General features: G+C 75.1%; 15 protein-coding genes. 9 read left to right on the top strand and 6 right to left on the bottom strand.

Annotation, left to right across the window (positions count from 1 at the left end):
* Together K7G61_RS31420 and K7G61_RS31415 are read left to right on the top strand one after the other, a co-directional pair.
* Positions 1-265 (top strand): response regulator transcription factor (locus tag K7G61_RS31420; RefSeq protein ID WP_225850457.1); only part of this gene is annotated, 265 nt, incomplete at its 5' end.
* 196 nt (positions 266-461) lie between these two features.
* On the top strand, positions 462-1,508 hold the full coding sequence (locus K7G61_RS31415) for a hypothetical protein (RefSeq protein ID WP_225850456.1): 1,047 nt from the start codon (positions 462-464) through the stop codon (positions 1,506-1,508).
* A gap of 116 nt (positions 1,509-1,624) precedes the next feature.
* On the opposite strand, the gene K7G61_RS31410 is transcribed toward K7G61_RS31415, so the two are convergent.
* The 3 genes from K7G61_RS31410 to K7G61_RS31400 all read right to left on the bottom strand — a co-directional run bounded on the left by K7G61_RS31410 (position 1,625) and on the right by K7G61_RS31400 (position 4,876).
* Entirely contained in the window at positions 1,625-3,382 is a 1,758-nt protein-coding gene (locus tag K7G61_RS31410; RefSeq protein WP_308190759.1) for a GAF domain-containing protein, read from the bottom strand.
* Between the two features lie 52 nt (positions 3,383-3,434).
* Positions 3,435-4,088: a CBS domain-containing protein gene (locus K7G61_RS31405; protein ID WP_225850455.1), complete on the bottom strand. Its 654-nt coding sequence runs from the start codon at positions 4,086-4,088 to the stop codon at positions 3,435-3,437.
* Between the two features lie 95 nt (positions 4,089-4,183).
* Positions 4,184-4,876, bottom strand: a complete 693-nt coding sequence (locus K7G61_RS31400; RefSeq protein WP_225850462.1) for a CBS domain-containing protein — start codon at positions 4,874-4,876, stop codon at positions 4,184-4,186.
* A gap of 251 nt (positions 4,877-5,127) precedes the next feature.
* Here K7G61_RS31400 and K7G61_RS31395 point away from each other — a divergent pair, with 251 nt between their 5' ends.
* The 5 genes from K7G61_RS31395 (at position 5,128) to K7G61_RS31375 (ending at position 12,418) form a co-directional block, all read left to right on the top strand.
* Positions 5,128-7,572: a glycoside hydrolase family 65 protein gene (locus K7G61_RS31395; RefSeq protein ID WP_225850454.1), complete on the top strand. Its 2,445-nt coding sequence runs from the start codon at positions 5,128-5,130 to the stop codon at positions 7,570-7,572.
* A 220-nt stretch (positions 7,573-7,792) separates the two neighbouring features.
* The gene (locus K7G61_RS31390) at positions 7,793-8,869 is read left to right on the top strand and encodes a zinc-dependent alcohol dehydrogenase family protein (RefSeq protein ID WP_225850453.1); all 1,077 of its coding nucleotides are present in this window, start codon (positions 7,793-7,795) and stop codon (positions 8,867-8,869) included.
* Positions 8,870-8,873: 4 nt separating this feature from the next.
* Positions 8,874-9,530, top strand: coding sequence for a pyridoxamine 5'-phosphate oxidase family protein (locus K7G61_RS31385; RefSeq protein WP_225850452.1), 657 nt, complete (start codon positions 8,874-8,876; stop codon positions 9,528-9,530).
* Between the two features lie 388 nt (positions 9,531-9,918).
* Positions 9,919-10,803, top strand: a complete 885-nt coding sequence (locus tag K7G61_RS31380; protein WP_225850451.1) for a universal stress protein — start codon at positions 9,919-9,921, stop codon at positions 10,801-10,803.
* A 139-nt stretch (positions 10,804-10,942) separates the two neighbouring features.
* Entirely contained in the window at positions 10,943-12,418 is a 1,476-nt protein-coding gene (locus K7G61_RS31375) for a bifunctional aminoglycoside phosphotransferase/ATP-binding protein (protein ID WP_225850461.1), read from the top strand.
* A 122-nt stretch (positions 12,419-12,540) separates the two neighbouring features.
* On the opposite strand, the gene K7G61_RS31370 is transcribed toward K7G61_RS31375, so the two are convergent.
* Both K7G61_RS31370 and K7G61_RS37125 read right to left on the bottom strand, forming a co-directional pair.
* Positions 12,541-13,401: a universal stress protein gene (locus K7G61_RS31370; RefSeq protein ID WP_225850450.1), complete on the bottom strand. Its 861-nt coding sequence runs from the start codon at positions 13,399-13,401 to the stop codon at positions 12,541-12,543.
* Positions 13,402-13,469: 68 nt separating this feature from the next.
* A complete protein-coding gene (locus K7G61_RS37125; protein WP_225850449.1) occupies positions 13,470-14,141 on the bottom strand; it encodes a pyridoxamine 5'-phosphate oxidase family protein in 672 nt (223 codons plus the stop codon).
* 191 nt (positions 14,142-14,332) lie between these two features.
* Between K7G61_RS37125 and K7G61_RS31360 the strand changes: the two genes are divergently transcribed.
* Positions 14,333-14,761: a cyclic nucleotide-binding/CBS domain-containing protein gene (locus K7G61_RS31360; RefSeq protein WP_225850448.1), complete on the top strand. Its 429-nt coding sequence runs from the start codon at positions 14,333-14,335 to the stop codon at positions 14,759-14,761.
* Positions 14,762-14,938: 177 nt separating this feature from the next.
* On the opposite strand, the gene K7G61_RS31355 is transcribed toward K7G61_RS31360, so the two are convergent.
* A complete protein-coding gene (locus K7G61_RS31355; protein ID WP_225850447.1) occupies positions 14,939-15,421 on the bottom strand; it encodes an Hsp20/alpha crystallin family protein in 483 nt (160 codons plus the stop codon).
* 413 nt (positions 15,422-15,834) lie between these two features.
* On the opposite strand from K7G61_RS31355, the gene K7G61_RS31350 reads away from it, so the two are divergent.
* A complete protein-coding gene (locus K7G61_RS31350; protein WP_263985084.1) occupies positions 15,835-16,533 on the top strand; it encodes a CBS domain-containing protein in 699 nt (232 codons plus the stop codon).

Genomic DNA, 16,533 nt, shown 5'->3' with positions numbered 1-16,533 from the left:
GATGAACAGCCTGCGCCAGGACGCCTCGCCCGCCGAACCCGAGCAGCAGGCGCTGGCCGCCCTGTCGCCGCGCGAACGCGAGATCCTCGGCCTCATCGGCGAGGGCCTCACCAACAGGCAGATCGGCAAACGCCTCTACCTGTCCGAGAAGACCGTCAAGAACAACGTCTCCCGCCTGCTGGCCAAGCTCGGCGTCGAACGCCGCATCCAGGCCGCCGTCATCGCCACCCAGGGGCCGCACGCGCCCGGGCACGGACTCGGCTGAGGCCGAGGTCCCGGCCCCCGCTGCTCCCGTCCGTCCCGGCCGCGCCCTGTCCGTCCCCGCCCCTCTCCGTACCGGCCGCTGTCCGACCCGGCCGATCCGGTGACCTTCGGCCCCCGCAGCGGTGCCCGACGGGCCCTGCCCGCGCCGGCGGCGGTCCAGGAGGCTGGCAGAGCGGGACCATCCGAAGGAGGCGGCGATGACCACGGCGGCACTGGACGCGGCGACGCTGGAGAAGCTCATCTCCGCGGCCGTCGCGGCGCCCTCGATCCACAACACCCAGCCCTGGCGCTACCGGCTGGACCCCGACACCTCGACCATCGAGGTGCGCGCGGCGGTCGACCGGGGCCTGCCGCACACCGACGCCACCGGGCGCGGCCTGCACGTCTCGGTCGGCGCCGCGGTGTTCAACCTGCGCGTCGCCGTCTCGCACTTCGGCTGGGAGCCGGTGCTGCGGATCCTGCCCCGGCCCGCCGAACCCGGACTCCTGGCGGCCGTACGACTCGCCGGACCCGGCTCCGCCGACCGCCGCCCGCGCCCCGGGATGCCCGGCTCGCCGGAGCGGTTCGACCTGTACGACGCCGTGTGGCGCCGGCACAGCAGCCGCTTCCCGTTCAGCGAACAGCCCGTCCAGCCCGAGGTGCTCGCGGAGCTGACGCGGGCCGCGGCGCAGGAAGGCGCCCACCTGAGCCTTCCGGGCCCGGCGGAGGCCGCCCGCATACTGCGGCTGACCGCGGACGCCGACCTGTACACGGCCGCCGACCACGACCGCGGCGAGGAGGGCCGCTCCTGGACGCGCGAGGACGCCTCCGACGGCATGCCCGCCGCCGCTCTCGGGCAGCGCGACCTGACCGGCCAGGTGCCGGTGCGCGACTTCGGCGGACGGCGCCCCGGCGCCCCGCGGCCGGCCGCGGCCTTCGAGGAGCACCCCGTGATCGGCGTGCTGGCCACCGCGGGCGACGGCCCCGCGGACTGGCTGCGGGCCGGACAGGCCCTGGAGCACGTCCTGCTGGTCGCGACCGACCACGGCGTGCGGGCCTCGCTGTTCAGCCAGGCGGTGGAGTGGCCCGACCTGCGCTGGGCGCTGCGCGACCCGCGCGGGGCGTACGAGCACGTGCAGATGCTGATCCGGTTCGGCTACGGACCCGAGGGCCCGGCCTCCCCCCGGCGGCCCGTGCGCGAGGTGCTGGACGCCGGGCCCGCGGACACGGGGGCGGCCGACGCGCGCGGAGAGCGCCGGACCTGAGCGGCGGGGCCGCCCGGCGCCGACGCCGACCCGCCCCGTGAACAGGCCGGCCGGCGCGGACCCGCCCGGGTGGCGAGGCATCGCGGCCACCGGCCCCGGGGCTGCGGCCGCCCCGGCTACGGCCGCCCCGGCTCCTCCCGGCACAGCGGTACGGTCCACACCAGGCGGGTGCCGCCGCCGGGCCCCGGACCCGTTTCCATCGCCCCGCCCAGCCGCTCGGCCCGCACCGCGAGGTTGCGCAGTCCGCTGCGGTGCCCGTCAGGCGCGAGCCCGATGCCGTTGTCGGTGACGGCCACGGTCAGCGTCCCGTCGGTGACGGCCAGGGTGACGTCGACAGCGGTCGCCCGCGCGTGGCGGGCGACGTTGGACAGGGCCTCGGTGAGCACCGCCACGGCGTCCTCGGCGACGTCCGCCGGCACGTCCGTGTCGAGCAGCCCCTCCATGTGCAGCGCCGGGGCGAACCCGAGGGCGCGGCCGGCGTCCTCCACGTTCGCGGCGGCCCTCGCCCGCAGGCCCGCGGGCGCCCTGGTGGCGTCCTTGGCCCGCAGTCCGAAGATGGTGGAGCGGATGATCTTGATGGTCTCGTCGAGGTCGTCCACCGCGCGCATCAGCCGCTCGGCCGCCTCGGGGTGATCGACGAAGCGCAGGGTGCTCTGCAGCGTCATCCCCGTGGCGAACAGCCGCTGGATGGCGAGATCGTGCAGGTCGCGGGCGATACGGTCGCGGTCCTCCAGTACGGTGAGCTGCTCGGCGGACCGGCGGCGCTCCGCCAGCTGGAGGGCCAGCGCGGCCTGCCCGGCGAAGCCCAGCAGGGGCACGGACTCGTCCTGCGTGAACGGCGGCCGCTGCTCGGCCCGGGCCAGCAGCACGGCGCCGCGCGCCCCTTCGTCGGTCACCATGGGCACCGCCACGGTCGGTCCGAGGCCGCCGAACCTCGGCGGTCCCGCCGTCACCCTGGGGTCCTTCTGGATCTCGGCCGTGGTGATGGGCTCACCCGCGGCCATCGCCGCTCCGATGAACGAGCCCTCGCGCGGCAGCCTCAGGCCCCGGTGGTCGTCCGCGTCGGTTCCCACGGCGATCACCACCCTCAGGTCCGTGCTGTCCTCGACCGGCAGCGCCAGGACCCCGAGGTCGGCGCCGGCGATGCTCCGGGCACGGTGCACGATGTCGCGGAGCACGTCCATCTCGTCCGTTCCGGACAGCAGGGCCGCCACGATGTCCGCGTTGGCCTCCATCCACAGCTGCCGGTCACGGGCGGTCTTGTAGAGCCGGGCGTTCTCGATCGCCACACCGGCGGCGACGGCCAGCGTCCGCAGCACCGTCTCGTCCTCGGCGTCGAACTCCCCGCCGCCGCGCTTCTGCGTCAGGTACAGGTTCCCGAAGACCTCGTCCCGTACCCGGATGGGGACCCCGAGGAAGGTATGCATGGGCGGATGGTTCGGCGGAAAGCCGTACGAGGCCGGGTGCTCCGCGATCTCCCGCAGCCGCAGCGGCTCGGGGTGCCGGATCAGCTCGCCCAGGATGCCGTGGCCCGACGGCAGGGGCCCGATCGCCTCGCGCTCGTCCTGGCCGATCCCGACGGTCAGGAACTCCGACAAGCGGGTGTCCTCCACCACGCCCAGCGCGCCGTACTCGGCGTCGACCAGCGCCACCGCCGACTCGACGATCTGCCGCAGCACCTGCGGCAGATCCAGCTCGCGACCGACCGACAGCACCGCCTCCAGCAGGCTGTGCACGCGGTCCTGCCTGCCGCGCACCGCGTCGATCCTGACCTGCAGCTCGTCCAGGAGCTGGTCGAGACGCAGCCGCGGCAGCCGCCCGCCCCGCGCGCCGACGTCCTCGACCACCGGATCCTCCACATGCGCCAGGCCCACCGACGAAGGGACCACCTTCCACGGTAACGGCCGGGGCGCCTGGCCGCGGTGGTTACGGGGCCGGGGCGGTCGCCGCCAGGTCGCTGCGGACGTCCACCACGCCCGCTACGGTGCGGGCCAGCCGGGTGGCGATGGTGGCCAGCGCGGGATCCGGGACGCGGCCGCGCAGCGTGACCAGGCCGTCGCGCACCTCCACGGTGAGAGACGGTTCCTCCGGGAACAGCAGATCCAGGACGTCGCGCCGCACGTCGGCGGCGATGTCCTCGTCGTCGCGGAGGAAGACGTCGAGCAGGTCGCAGCGGCTGACGATGCCGCGCAGCCTGCCCTCGCCGTCGATCACCGGCAGCCGCTTGACGCGCATGCGCGCCATGATCCGGGCGGCCTCGGCCACGGTGGCGTCCTCGTGGACGCACACGGCGGGCGCCGACATCAGCTCCCTGGCGGTCACCGCGCCGGCCTTGTCCCGGCCGGCCAGCTGCCCGAGTTCGTCGGTACCCCGGGGGTCACTGCCCCGGAACTCCTCCTTGGCCAGCAGATCCGCCTCGGACACCACGCCGACGACCCGGCCCTCGCCCTCCAGCACGGGCAGGGCGGTGACCTTCCACTGCTTCATGGTCCTGGCGATCTCCTTGAAACCCGCGTCCTGCCCCAGGGCCACGACCGTGCGGGTCATGACGTCCCGTACCGCCCCCGCGGACCCGTACATGCGCCTCTCCTCTCCCGAACGGCCGCGGCTCGCCGAACGGCCGCGCCTTGCGGGGCCGCGCCTCGCCGGAGGGCCGCCGCGGCGCGGGGCCGGGATCACTGCTCGATCCGGTCACTCCCGCGGGCCGCGATCGCCACGGCCTCGTCGGTGCGGTAGCCGAGGTCGGCGGTGACCTCGACCACCCCGTCCACGCCCTCGCACAGCCGCACGACGACCTCGATGAGGCTGCGCCGGTCAACGGTTCCACGCAGGTGGACGCGGCCGTCGGTGACCTCGACGGTCACCTCGTCGGGGCCGATCCCCATCGTGCGGTCCAGGATGTCGCCGGTGATCTCCTCGCGGATGAGGTGGTCGCGGCGCAGGAACACCCGCAGCAGGTCCGCGCGGCTGACGATGCCGACCAGGGCGCCGGTCTCGTCCACCACGGGAAGCCGCTTGACGTGCCCGCGGTCCATCACGCGGGCCGCCTGGACGACGGACCACTCGGGGTGGGCGACGATCGCGGGGCCGGTCATCAGGCCGTCGGCGGTGGTCGGGACGGGGCCCGTGGGCTCCTGGCCCGGGGTGTCCAGGATGCTCAGCAGCCCGGCCGGGTCCGGCCGGCCGGACTCCCGGCGCAGCAGGTCCGCCTCGGAGACGACGCCGACGGGGCGGTCGCAGTCGTCCACGACGGGCACGGCGGTGATGTCGTGATCGGCCAGGACCCTGGCGACCTCCTTGAAGGACGTGTCCGGGCGCACCCGGTGGACCGTATGGGTCATCAGGTCGCCCACGGTGCGGTGCCTCATCGTGCTCGTCGCGCTGCCCTGCATCGTGCTGTGCATCGTGCTGCCTCCTCGCGGCGCTGCCTCCCCTCCACTGTCCGGCGGCCGCGCGGCCCGCGCTCAGGGCCGTCCGGGGCCCGGCGGCGGGACCAACGGCCCTGCCCGCCCCGAATTGCGGCACCGGGTACCCGCCCTCACGATGAGGGCATGGCGACCGCCGGACCCGCCGACCGCCCCCAGCCGCTCCGTACTCGCGCCGACCGGGGCGGGAGGCCGTGACGGAGAGCGCCTGGGAGCTGCGTTACGAGGGGTACGTCCCGGGGGACGAGCCGCTCCGCGAGGCGCTGTGCACGGTCGGGAACGGGTACCTCGCGACCCGTGGCGCGGCCGCCGAGGCGACGGCCGGCGGGGCGCACTACCCCGGTACGTACGCGGCCGGTGTCTACAACCGGCTGTCGTCCCGTGTCGCCGGCCAGTTCGTGGAGAACGAGAGCCTGGTCAACCTGCCGCACTGGCCGGCGCTGACCTTCCGTATCGACGGCGGGCCGTGGTTCGACGCCGACACCGCGGACCTCCTGGAGTACCGGCAGTGGCTGGATCTGCGCGAGGCCGTGCTGACCCGGTGGCTGCGGTTCCGTGACGAGCGGGGGCGTACGACGGCGGTGACCTGGCGGCGGTTCGCCGACATGGCCTTCCCGCACGCCTGCGCCGCCGAGACGACGGTCGTGGCGGAGGACTGGTCGGGGACGCTGGAGTTCAGGTCCGTCCTCGACGGCAGGGTGCGCAACTCGCTGGTCGAGCGCTACCGCGACCTGCCGAACCGGCACCTGGAGCCGGTGCGTGCCGTCCACCTGTCCGGCGACTCGGTCCTGCTGGAGGTGCGTACCGGCCAGTCCGGGATCGGGGTGGCCATGGCCGCCCGTACCACCGTGTGGGACGGCGAGCACCGGCACTCTGGCGTGCGTGGCCGTCCCGTCGACGGCGCCGGATGGACCGGCCACGTCCTTGCGGTGGACGTGGCGCCGGGCGGGACGGTGCGGCTGGAGAAGGTGGTGACCGTCTTCACCGGACGTGACCGCGCCATCAGCGAGCCCGCCGCGGACGCGGCCCGCTGGCTGGACCGGCTCGGGGGGTTCGGCGCGCTGCACCGCGACCACGTACGGGCCTGGCGCCGCCTGTGGCCGAGGTTCCGGGTCTCGGTCACCGGAAGCGAGGACGCCCGGCGCACCATCCGCCTGCACCTGCTGCACCTGCTGCAGACCGTCTCGCCGAACACCGCCGACCTCGACGTGGGCGTGCCCGCCAGGGGCCTGCACGGCGAGGCGTACCGGGGCCACGTCTTCTGGGACGAGCTGTTCGTCTTCCCCGTGCTCAACCTGCGTCTGCCGGACCTCACCCGCGCCCTGCTGCGCTACCGCCACCGGCGTATGCCCGAGGCTTTGCAGGCGGCGCGCGAGGCCGGCCTGCGCGGGGCGATGTTCCCCTGGCAGTCGGGCAGCGACGGCCGCGAGGAGAGCCAGCGGCTGCACCTCAACCCCCGCTCGGGCCGCTGGAACCCGGACCCGACCTGGCGCCAGCACCACATCGGCAGTGCCATCGCCTACAACATCTGGCAGTACTACCAGGTGACCGGGGACCGGGAGTTCCTCACCCACCACGGGGCCGAGATGCTCCTGGAGATCGCCCGCTTCTGGGCGAGCGCGGCGGTCTGGGACGCCGGGCGGGCCCGCTACGTCATCCGAGGCGTCATGGGACCCGACGAGTTCCACTGCGGCTACACGGCCGGTGACACCGGCGGCATCGACAACAACGCCTACACCAACGTGATGGCGGTGTGGGTGATCCTGCGCGCCCTGGACGCCCTGGCCGCGCTCCCGGAGCAGGCCCGGGCCGAGCTCACCGACGCGCTGGAGCTGCGGACCGCGGAACTCGTGCGCTGGCGCCACCTGACCCGCGCGATGTACGTGCCCTTCCACGACGACGGCGTGCTCAGCCAGTTCGAGGGCTACGAGCGGCTGGCGGAACTCGACTGGGACGCGTACCGGCGGCGGTACGGCGACATCCACCGGCTGGACCGGATCCTGGAGGCCGAGGGCGACAGCGTCAACCGCTACAAGGCGTCCAAGCAGGCCGACGTCCTCATGCTGTTCTACCTGCTGTCGGCCGACGAACTCGGCCAGATCCTGCACCGCATGGGATACGCGCTCGCACCCGACGCCATCCCCCGCACCATCGACTACTACCTGGCCAGGACCTCGCACGGCTCGACGCTCAGCGCGGTCGTCCACGCCTGGGTGCTGGCGCGCGCCCACCGTGAGCGCGCGGTGGAGTTCTTCCAGCGCGCCCTGCGGTCCGACGTCACCGACATCCAGGGCGGCACCACCTCGGAGGGCATCCACCTCGCGGCCATGGCGGGCAGCGTGGACCTCCTGCAGCGGTGCTTCTCCGGTCTTGAGACGCGGGGCGACCGGCTGGTGCTCAACCCGTTCTGGCCGCGCGACCTCGGGGTGCTCGAACTGACCGTCCGCTACCGGAACCACACGCTGGCGCTGCGCATCAGCGGCCACCGGGTGCGGGTGACCGCCGGCACCGGCGTGCACCGCCCGGTGAAGGTCTCCTGCCGCGACGAGACCGCCGAACTCCACCCGGGTTCGACCATCCACTTCCCCCTGGCGACCGGCCGGCCGGCGGCGGCCCGCGACCGCGGTCCCACGGCGTAGGCGCGCCGGGGCGCCGCGGGCCGTGCCGGTCCTCGGGGCCGCAGGGCCGCTCGGCCCCGCCGCCGGGGTCGGGGGGCCCATGCGCGACGGGCGGGACCGGGGTGAGGGTGGAGGGGTGGTGGTCCCGTGCCCGGCGGGCGCGGCGGTCGCGCCCCCGGCAGTGGGTGGCGCGCCCGCTCCGGCCGGGGCCGCGAGTCGGCGCCCGGCGAGGAGGATCTTCATGAAAGCGCTGGTCTACGACGGTCCCGGTCGGTCGGCCTGGCAGGACGTCCCCGACCCTTCCGTACAGGAGGCGACGGACGCGATCGTGCGTACCGAGGCGGTCACCATCTGCGGCACCGACCTGCACATCCTCAAGGGGGACGTGCCGGACGTGCGGCCCGGCACCGTGCTCGGGCACGAGGCGGTGGGCGAGGTCGTCGAGACCGGCGGCGCGGTCACGGGCCCGCGGCCCGGCGACCGGGTCCTGGTGTCGTGCATCACCGGCTGCGGACGCTGCCGGTTCTGCCGGGAAGGCGCGTACGGGCAGTGCCTGGGCGGCGGCGGGTGGCTCCTCGGCCACGTGATCGACGGCACGCAGGCCGAGTACGTGCGCGTGCCGTTCGCGGACATGTCGCTGCACCCGCTGCCGGCTGCGGTGGACGCGCGCGAGGCCGTCCTGCTGGCCGACATCTTCCCGACCGCGTACGAGGTGGGGGTGCTCAACGGACGGGTGCGGCCCGGGGACACCGTGGCCGTCGTCGGCGCCGGCCCGATCGGGCTGGCCGCGATCGCCACCGCCCAATTCTTCTCCCCGGCCCGCGTCATCGCGGTCGACCTCGCGCCGAGCCGCCTGGAGGCCGCCAAGCGCCTGGGCGCGGACGCCACCGCCACGGTGGCCGAGAGCGAGTCCCTCGTCGCCGACCTCACCGGCGGTCTCGGCGCGGACGTGGTCATCGAGGCGGTGGGCGTGCCGGAGAGCTTCGAACTGTGCACCCGCATGGTGCGGCCCGGCGGCCACGTGGCGAACATCGGTGTCCACGGCGGGCCCGCGACGCTCCACCTGGAGCACCTGTGGAGCAGGAACGTCACCATCCGCACCGGCCTGGTCGACACCTACTCCACGCCCACGCTGCTGCGCATGCTCACCGACGGCAGGCTCCCGGCGTCCTCGCTGGTCACGCACACCTTCGAACTCGGGCAGATGGAGGAGGCGTACGAGGTGTTCGGCCGGGCGGCCGACACCGGCGCCATCAAGGTCGTCCTCGGGAAGCAGCCGCACGAAGCGGTGAGCCTGCGGACCGGCGAAGGGGCGTGAGGACATGACGCACGAGTCCGCCCCCGTGGGCGACGTCGGCCGGCGTCTGGTGCTGCGGCGCGAGGAACTCGGGCTGAGCCGTGACCAGGTGGCGGAGCGGGCGGGTGTCGCCCCCGGGTACCTGCAGTACGTCGAGGAGCAGCCCACGGCCCTGCCGGGCCTGGCGTTCTGGCTGCGTGTCGCCGAGGCGCTGGAGACCACCGTCCAGCAGTTGCGCGGCGGCTCGGCCGGGCTGCCGCCGGGCATGGCGGAGGCCGCGGCCGCGCCGACGCTCAGCGAGCTCCCGCCCGACGAGTGCCTGCGGCTGCTGTCCGGCCACGGCGTCGGCCGTGTCGCGGTGACCACGGACGCGGGCCCGGCGATCGTGCCGGTCAACTACGACGTCGTGGACGAGGCGATCGTCTTCCGCACCGCCGCGGCCGCCGCGCCCGCCCTGGCCGCCGGACGGGAGGTGGCCTTCGAGGTCGACCGGATCGACGAGGCCCTCAGCGAGGGCTGGAGCGTGCTCGTCCTCGGCCCCGCGGCCGAGGTCACCGACGCCGCCGAGGTCCGCGACCTGCGGGCCAGGGCGCACACCACGCCCTGGGCGGGCGGCGACCGCGAGCAGTGGCTGCGGATCCGCCCGGTACGCCTGACCGGCCGCCGTATCACCGCCGGCTGACCCCGGCGGCGCGCCGGATCGCCGGGGACCGCGAGCGCCGGGGGGTCCGGGGCCCCTGGGACCCGGCGGGTCAGGGTCCCAGGGGACTGCGGGGTCCTCGGGGCATGGGTGGCTGCGGGCCGCGGGGTCGGACGGAACCGCGCGGTGAACCAGGACCGCTGGTCACCCGGGTGAGATGGTCACCCAGGACCGCTGGTCACCCGGGACGGCTGGTCGCCCAGGACCGCTGGTCACCCGGGACTTCGCGCGCCCGGCTCCGCATGCGGCGGGAGCGGGTTTGGGGTACTCCTCGGAGGAGGAACGGCGGCGCGAGCGCCCGTACCGCGATCCGGGCGGGCGGGCGGCGTCCGCCGTGGTCCCGGAGCCTCAGGAGACGGAAGGCGGTGCCATGGAGCCCGTGGTCACGGTGGGCCTCGACGGGTCGCCCGAGAGCCTGGCCGCCGCCCGCTGGGCCGCCGACGAAGCCGAGCGGCGCGGTCTGACGCTGTGCCTGATGCACGCGTGGCCCATGCTGGCCCCGGAGCCGGCCCACGTCCCGGCGGAGGTGGACCAGAACTACTGGGCCAGGCGGACCGTGCTCGACGCGCGGGCGCGGATCCGGGCGGACCATCCGGAGCTGACCGTCATCGGCAATCTGATCCCCGACGACGCCTGCGACGCCCTGGTGCGGGCGGCTTCGGAGTCCGAACTGACCGTTCTCGGGTCGCGGGGGCTGGAGACCGTCGAGAGCTGGTTCCTCGGCGACGTCAGCCTGCCGGTGGTGGCGCGGGCCGAGCGTCCTGTGGTCCTGGTGCGCGCGGAGGCGCCCGGGGAGGGACCCTCGGCCGCGGGAAGCGCCGAGGGGAGGGTGGGCGATGTCGTCGTGGCCGTGAAGCTGCGCGCTCCCTGCGAGGAGCTGCTGGGGTTCGCCTTCGCCGCCGCGGCGGCCCGGGGCGTCCCCCTGAGGGCGGTCCACGGCCGGAGCGTGCCGCTGCGGGCCTACACCCCCTGGGGCGTCGACCACGAGGTCACCGAGGAGGTCGCGGGGGACGCGCGGCGCCGGCTGGCCGATGCCTGCCGCCCCTGGCGGGAGAAGTTCCCGCAGGTCGAGATCGCGGAGAACGTCGGCCTGGAGAGCCCGGCCAGGGCCGTCCTGCGCGCCGCCGGCGGCGCCGCGCTGCTGGTGCTCGGCCGGCGCAGGCGCCGCCCGCCGCTGGCGCCGCGGCTGGGTCCGGTGACCCAGGCCGCCCTGCATCACGCGCGCTGCCCGGTCGCGGTGGTGCCCCATGACTGAGCCGGACGGCCGGGGCGGGCCGGGGACAGCCGCGGGCCGGGCCGGAAGGCCGGGCCCGGGCGTCGGCGCCGCGGTGACGGCGCCCCCGGAAGTGCCCGCGGAGGTGCCCGCGGAGGTGCCCGCGGAAGTGCGCGCGGAGGTGCGCGAGACCCACAGCGCGGTGCTGTTCTTCGTCGGGGACCGCGCCTACAAGGCCAAGAAGCCGCTGGACCTGGTGTTCCTCGACTACACGACCGTGGCGGCCAGGCGCGCCGCGTGCGAGCGGGAGGTCGCCCTCAACCGCCGTTTCGCCCCGGACGTCTACCTGGGGCTCGGGGAGTTCCGCGGCCCGGACGGGCGGGAGCCGGAACCCGTCGTGGTCATGCGCCGCATGCCGGCCGGGCGCCGGCTGTCCCGGCTGGTACGGGAGGGCGCGCCCGTGGACGACGTGCTGCGCGACGTCGCCCGGCTGCTCGCCGCACGCCACGCGGACGCGCCCCGCGGCCCGGACGTGGACGCGGAAGGCACGCGCGACGCGCTGTCGCGGCGGTGGGAGGCGAGTTTCGAGCAGGTACGGGACCTGGCGGGCGGCGGGCCGCCGCCGGAGGGCGTGCCGGAGATCGAGCGCCTCGTACGGCGCTACCTGGCCGGACGCGGGTCCCTGTTCGACGCGCGCATCGCCCAGCGGCGGATCGTCGACGGTCACGGCGACCTGCTCGCCGAGGACGTCTTCTGCCTCGACGACGGGCCCCGGGTCCTGGACTGCCTGGAGTTCGACGACCGTCTCCGCTACGTCGACGGTCTCGACGACGCCGCCTTCCTCGCCATGGACCTGGAGCAGCTCGACGCCTTCGACGCCGCGGCGTTCTTCCTGGCAAGGTACGGCGAGTACTCCGGCGACCCGGCGCCGCCGTCCTTGTGGCACCACTACGTCGCCTATCGCGCGTTCGTGCGTGCCAAGGTGTCCCTGATCCAGGCGGAGCAGGGAATGCCCGGCGCCCAGACGGCGGTGCGCCGGCTCGTCGCGGCGACGCTGCGCCATCTGCGGACCTCCGCCGTCGGCCTCACCCTTGTCGGCGGTCTTCCGGGCAGCGGGAAGTCCACGCTGTCCGGGGCGCTCGCCGACCGTCTGGGCGTCACCCTGCTCAGCAGCGACCGCCTGCGCAAGGAACTGGCGGGCATCCCGGTGGAGCAGTCCGCCGCGGCCGGCTACGGCGAGGGCCTGTACACGCCAGAGCGGACCGCCGAAACGTACGCCGTCCTGCTGGAGCGCGCGGCGGCCCTGCTCCGCGCGGGCGAGTCGGTGGTGCTGGACGCCACCTGGTCCGACCCGGTACAGCGCGAGGCCGCCGAGCGGGTGGCGGAGAGCGCGGGCGCCGACCTGGTGGCCCTGCGCTGCCATGTTCCGCGCGACGTCGCGGCGGCCCGCCTGCGGACGCGCCCTCCCGGTGCGTCCGACGCCGGTCCTGAGGTGGCCGCGGCCATGGCGGCGAACGAACAGCCGTGGGAGGGGGCCGTGGCGGTCGACACCAGTGTCCCGCTGGAGTCCGCGGTCGCCCGGGCGCTGGCGGCCGTACGCCCGCACGGCACCGGACAGGCGCCGGTGTTCCGCCGCCCGTACATGCCGCCGGACTGATCCGGGCCGCGGGCGACGGGCCGGGTCGGTCGTGGCGGGGCAGTCGTGCGGGGGCAGTCGTGCGGGGGCAGTCGTGCCGGGTCGGCCGTACGGATCAGCCGTACGGGATCAGCCGTTCGGCATCAGTCGTGGGGGATCACCGCGATCGGGCATCCGGCGTGGTGGACGACCGCGTGGGTGACCGGTCCGATGTGCGCGGCCGCGAGGGCGTGCCGCCTGTGCCGGCCGACGATCAGGAGGTCCGCGGTCCTTGCCGCCTGCAGCAGGGTCTCCGCCACCCGGCCGGGGACGACGTCGCCGACGGCCTCGACGCCCGGGTGACGGGCGCGCCACGGGGCGAGGAGGTTCCCCAGCGCCAGGACGCGCTCCTCACGCAGGTCGCGTACCCACCCGGGATCCAGGACGGGGGCGCCGTACCCGTACGTCCTGTGGACGTCCCACACGTGCACCACCCGCACGGGTACGGCCCGGGCGGCCGCCTCCTGGAAGGCGAACGCCATGACCGCGTCGGCGGGGGCGCCGGGATCGACACCGACGACGACCGGGGCACCGGTGAGGCCACGGCCCGCCTGGGAGCGGACCATCACCACCGGCCGATCGGACCCGGCGAGCACGTGCAGGCCCACCGAGCCGTAGAGGAACCCGGCGACCACGCCGAAGCCGTGGGAGCCCAGGACGACCATGTCCGCCCTGGCGGCGGCCTCCAGCAGCACCTTCATGGGCGTGCCGTACGTCTGTTCCATGGTGACGGTCAGCGAGGGGTGGCGGTCGGACAGCTCCTTGGCGGTCTCGACGAGCCGGCCCTCCTCCCACAGGCGCAGTCCCTCCGGGTCGGGTGAGAACTGGACGTTCCCGGCGGGCGCCTGCCACACGTTGAGCAGGTGCACCGCGGTGCCCCGCGCCATGGCCTCGTCGCCGGCCCAGGAGGCCGCCGCCAGGCTCTGCGCGGACCCGTCGATCCCTACCAGCACGTGCTTCGTCATCCTTGGTCACCGCCTTGTCGCGTGGTCCGGCCGGATGCCGGGAGGCGGCGTGCGCCTCCCTCGTGCCCTCACATGGTGGTGATGCGGCGGCCGGTGACCGTGTGCGGCCGCACGCGCATCCACACGGTGCGGTTCTCGCCCACCCATGGCTCCACGGCGTGCCGGTCGGCGAGCCGCCGCACCGCGTCGGCGTCGTCGACGTGTTCCGCCGTGCCGGTGATCAGGACGGTCCAGCCCTGGCTGGTCCGGTCGTCCAGCCAGTCGACCTGGAAGGAGACCTCGGTTCCGGTATCGGGCGCCGTCACCGCGCCGGGCTGGGCGCGGTAGACGATCGAGTGGGCGTCGACGGCGTAGTTGACGGGCAGCACCACCGGGCCGGGGTGGACGGGCAGCGCGATCCGGCCCACGCCGTGCGTGCCGAGCCTGTCCCAGCACTGCCCCTCGCTCAGCCGGGCCAGCACCGGGCGCGGGGCGGGCCCGGTCTGGCCGGGCGGCATGTCGCGGCGTCCTTCGAGCAGTTCGTGGTACGTCAGGCCGAGGGCGGCGGCGATGCGGAGGAAGCCGCCGCGGTCGAAGTCGGGCCCCTGGCCGAGCACCTGCCGCATGTAGTGGGGTGACATCCCCGCCCTGGTCGCCAGGGTGCCCTCGCTCAGGCCGAGCTGGGTGCGCCGCTGCGCGGCACGGCGTCCCACGGCTGCCGGGTCGAAGCGCTGATCGCCGGTTGCGGCGTTCTCACCCACGACGGACCTTCCCTCCTCGGCCCCCTCACCTCAGGCTCGCCCACGGGCGGCCGGGGCGCCACGCGGGCGGGCCGGGACCGACCGGGTCCGCCTTTGCGTACGGGCGGGGGCGGCGCGAGTCTGAAGACAGCGGGCCCGTGCGGAACGCCGGCCTCAGGCGACCGCCGTACGCCCGGGAAGGGAGCCCTCCGATGAGGGTCGCGGACATCATGCGCACTCCCGCGGTCACCGTCGCCCCGGAGACCTCCGTCCGGGACGCCGCCCGGCGCCTGACCGCCGAGGCCATCGGCTGCCTGCCGGTCGAGCGCGACGGACGTCTGGTGGGCATCGTCACGGATCGCGACCTGGTCGCGCGCGTCCTGGCGGCGGGCACGGCGCCCGACACACCCGTGTCGCGGCTGATGTCGTCACCCGTGCTCACGGTCCGGGCGGCGGACGACATCGCGACGGTCTGCCGCGCCTTCCGCCGCGCCGAGGTGCACAGGTTCCCCGTGATGGAGGGCGGGCGGATCGCGGGGGTGGTGTCGGTGGACGACATGATGCTGCAGATCCACGGGGAGTTCTCGGCACTGCTGGAGCCCGCGGCGCGCGCGGCTCTGGGCGAGCAGCCGGACCGGTGAGGGAGCGCCGCCCGGCGCGGGGGGCACGGGAGTACGCGGGAGCGGGCCGGAGTCCGAGGCCACCGCGGGAGTACGCGGGCCACCGCGCGGGAGTACGCGGCACCGCGCGGGAGTACGCGGGCCACCCGCGCCGGCGGTCCGCCGGCCGGCGCGGGTGGCCCGCCGCGCGTCAGTCCGTCAGTCCGCGCTCGTGATCGGGATGTGGCGGGGCTTGGTCCGCTCCGCCTTCGGGACGGACACGGTCAGCACGCCCTCCTTGAGGGCGGCGCTCACGCCTTCGGCGTCGATCTCACCGGGGAGCAGGGTCCGGTACTCGAACCGGCCGGTGCGGCGGGTGGTCCTGCGCAGGACGCCAGTGCGTTCGCGTTCCTTCAGCTCACCGGTGATGACCAGTTCCCGCTCGCTCAGCTCGATGTCGACGTCGTCCTGCTTGACGCCGGGGAGGTCGGCCTCGATCAGGTAGGCGTCGTCCGTCTCCGACACGTCGGCGAGCGGCGCCCACCCCCGGGCTTCGGGCACCGCCCCGCCGACCGTGGACTCCAGCAGGCTGCCGATGCGGCCGAACAGATCGTCGAACTCCGCGAGCGGGTCCCCGCTCCAGCCGGGGATCCGCGACCCGGGCTGCCTGGACGCCCGGTCACGCCGTACGGGATGGGTCATTTCCGTCACCTCCGGAATCGGTGGCGCTGTCGCCTCAAGCGGTCGCGCCACCCGCGGCGCCACCGTGAACGGGGAGCGGCGGGCGGGCGCGGGGGCGAGGAGGACAACCCGTCTCCGCGGGTCCTGGTAGCGCGGTGCGCGGTACGGGGGCCGCTGCTCCGCGTCGTCACTTCCGTCCTCCCCGCCACTCCCATCGCAGCGCGGCACGGCGCCCGGCGGAAGGGCCGTTCGGGCAGTCGTGACGGGCCGGCCGGCCCGTCGGGGCGGTATCGGGGCGCCCGCCCCGCCCCGCCACATCCCCGCGAGCGTTCCGGCCCCGCCGCCGGGCTGCGCCGCGGGTGGCGGCGGCGGACAGTGGGAGGTGAGACCGGTCCACGTCCACTCCACGACGGGAGACGGCAGTGCTGAACCGCATGGTCGCAGATCTGATGACCGCTCCGGCGGTCTGCGTGCGCCCCGGAACCGGGGTCAAGGACATCGCCCTCGATCTCGCGGAGCACGACATCACGGCGGTCCCGGTGGTCGACGATCTCGGCCATCCGCTGGGCGTGATCTCGGAAGCCGATCTGATGGCCATCCAGGCCGCCCGCCCGGATCCGGCCGGTCACCTGTCGGCCGCGCACCTGCCGCCCGGGGAGCGGGCCCGCGCGCGGGCCACCACCGCGGCGGAGCTGATGACAAGTCCCGCCGTCGTCGCGCGACCGCAGTGGTCCGTCGTGGAGGCGGCCCGCACGATGGCGCGCCATCACGTCAAACGGCTGCCCGTCGTGGACGACGCCGAGCAGGTGGTGGGCGTCGTCAGCCGCAGCGACCTGCTGCGGGTGTTCCTGCGCGCCGACAGCATGATCCGGCAGGAGATCACGACGGAGATCCTCACCCGCACACTGCGGCAGGACCCCGACGCGGTGAGCGTCGACGTCACCGACGGCCGGGTCCGGCTCAGCGGCGCCGTGGACCCCGGTGCCGTCATCCCGGTCGCCGTGCGCCTGTGCGAGAGCGTCGACGGGGTCGTCGGCGTCGAGAACGACCTGTACGCGCGGTCCGGCGCGGAAGCGGACACGGAGGCCGGTGACCGGGCCGGCGCCAGGGCCGACACGGGGCGACGGCCGTAA

This window comes from Streptomyces sp. HPF1205, assembly GCF_020400825.1.
Classification (GTDB): domain Bacteria; phylum Actinomycetota; class Actinomycetes; order Streptomycetales; family Streptomycetaceae; genus Actinacidiphila.
This window is presented reverse-complemented; position numbering and strand designations above follow the sequence as displayed.

Excerpts from the sequence above, each read along its gene's own strand:
- K7G61_RS31415 (WP_225850456.1), top strand. The coding sequence starts at position 462 with ATGACCACGGCGGCACTGGACGCGGCGACGCTGGAGAAGCTCATCTCC.
- K7G61_RS31405 (WP_225850455.1), bottom strand. The coding sequence starts at position 4,088 with ATGTACGGGTCCGCGGGGGCGGTACGGGACGTCATGACCCGCACGGTC.
- K7G61_RS31400 (WP_225850462.1), bottom strand. The coding sequence starts at position 4,876 with ATGAGGCACCGCACCGTGGGCGACCTGATGACCCATACGGTCCACCGG.
- K7G61_RS31390 (WP_225850453.1), top strand. The coding sequence starts at position 7,793 with ATGAAAGCGCTGGTCTACGACGGTCCCGGTCGGTCGGCCTGGCAGGAC.
- K7G61_RS31385 (WP_225850452.1), top strand. The coding sequence starts at position 8,874 with ATGACGCACGAGTCCGCCCCCGTGGGCGACGTCGGCCGGCGTCTGGTG.
- K7G61_RS31380 (WP_225850451.1), top strand. The coding sequence starts at position 9,919 with ATGGAGCCCGTGGTCACGGTGGGCCTCGACGGGTCGCCCGAGAGCCTG.
- K7G61_RS31370 (WP_225850450.1), bottom strand. The coding sequence starts at position 13,401 with ATGACGAAGCACGTGCTGGTAGGGATCGACGGGTCCGCGCAGAGCCTG.
- K7G61_RS31360 (WP_225850448.1), top strand. The coding sequence starts at position 14,333 with ATGAGGGTCGCGGACATCATGCGCACTCCCGCGGTCACCGTCGCCCCG.
- K7G61_RS31355 (WP_225850447.1), bottom strand. The coding sequence starts at position 15,421 with ATGACCCATCCCGTACGGCGTGACCGGGCGTCCAGGCAGCCCGGGTCG.
- K7G61_RS31350 (WP_263985084.1), top strand. The coding sequence starts at position 15,835 with ATGGTCGCAGATCTGATGACCGCTCCGGCGGTCTGCGTGCGCCCCGGA.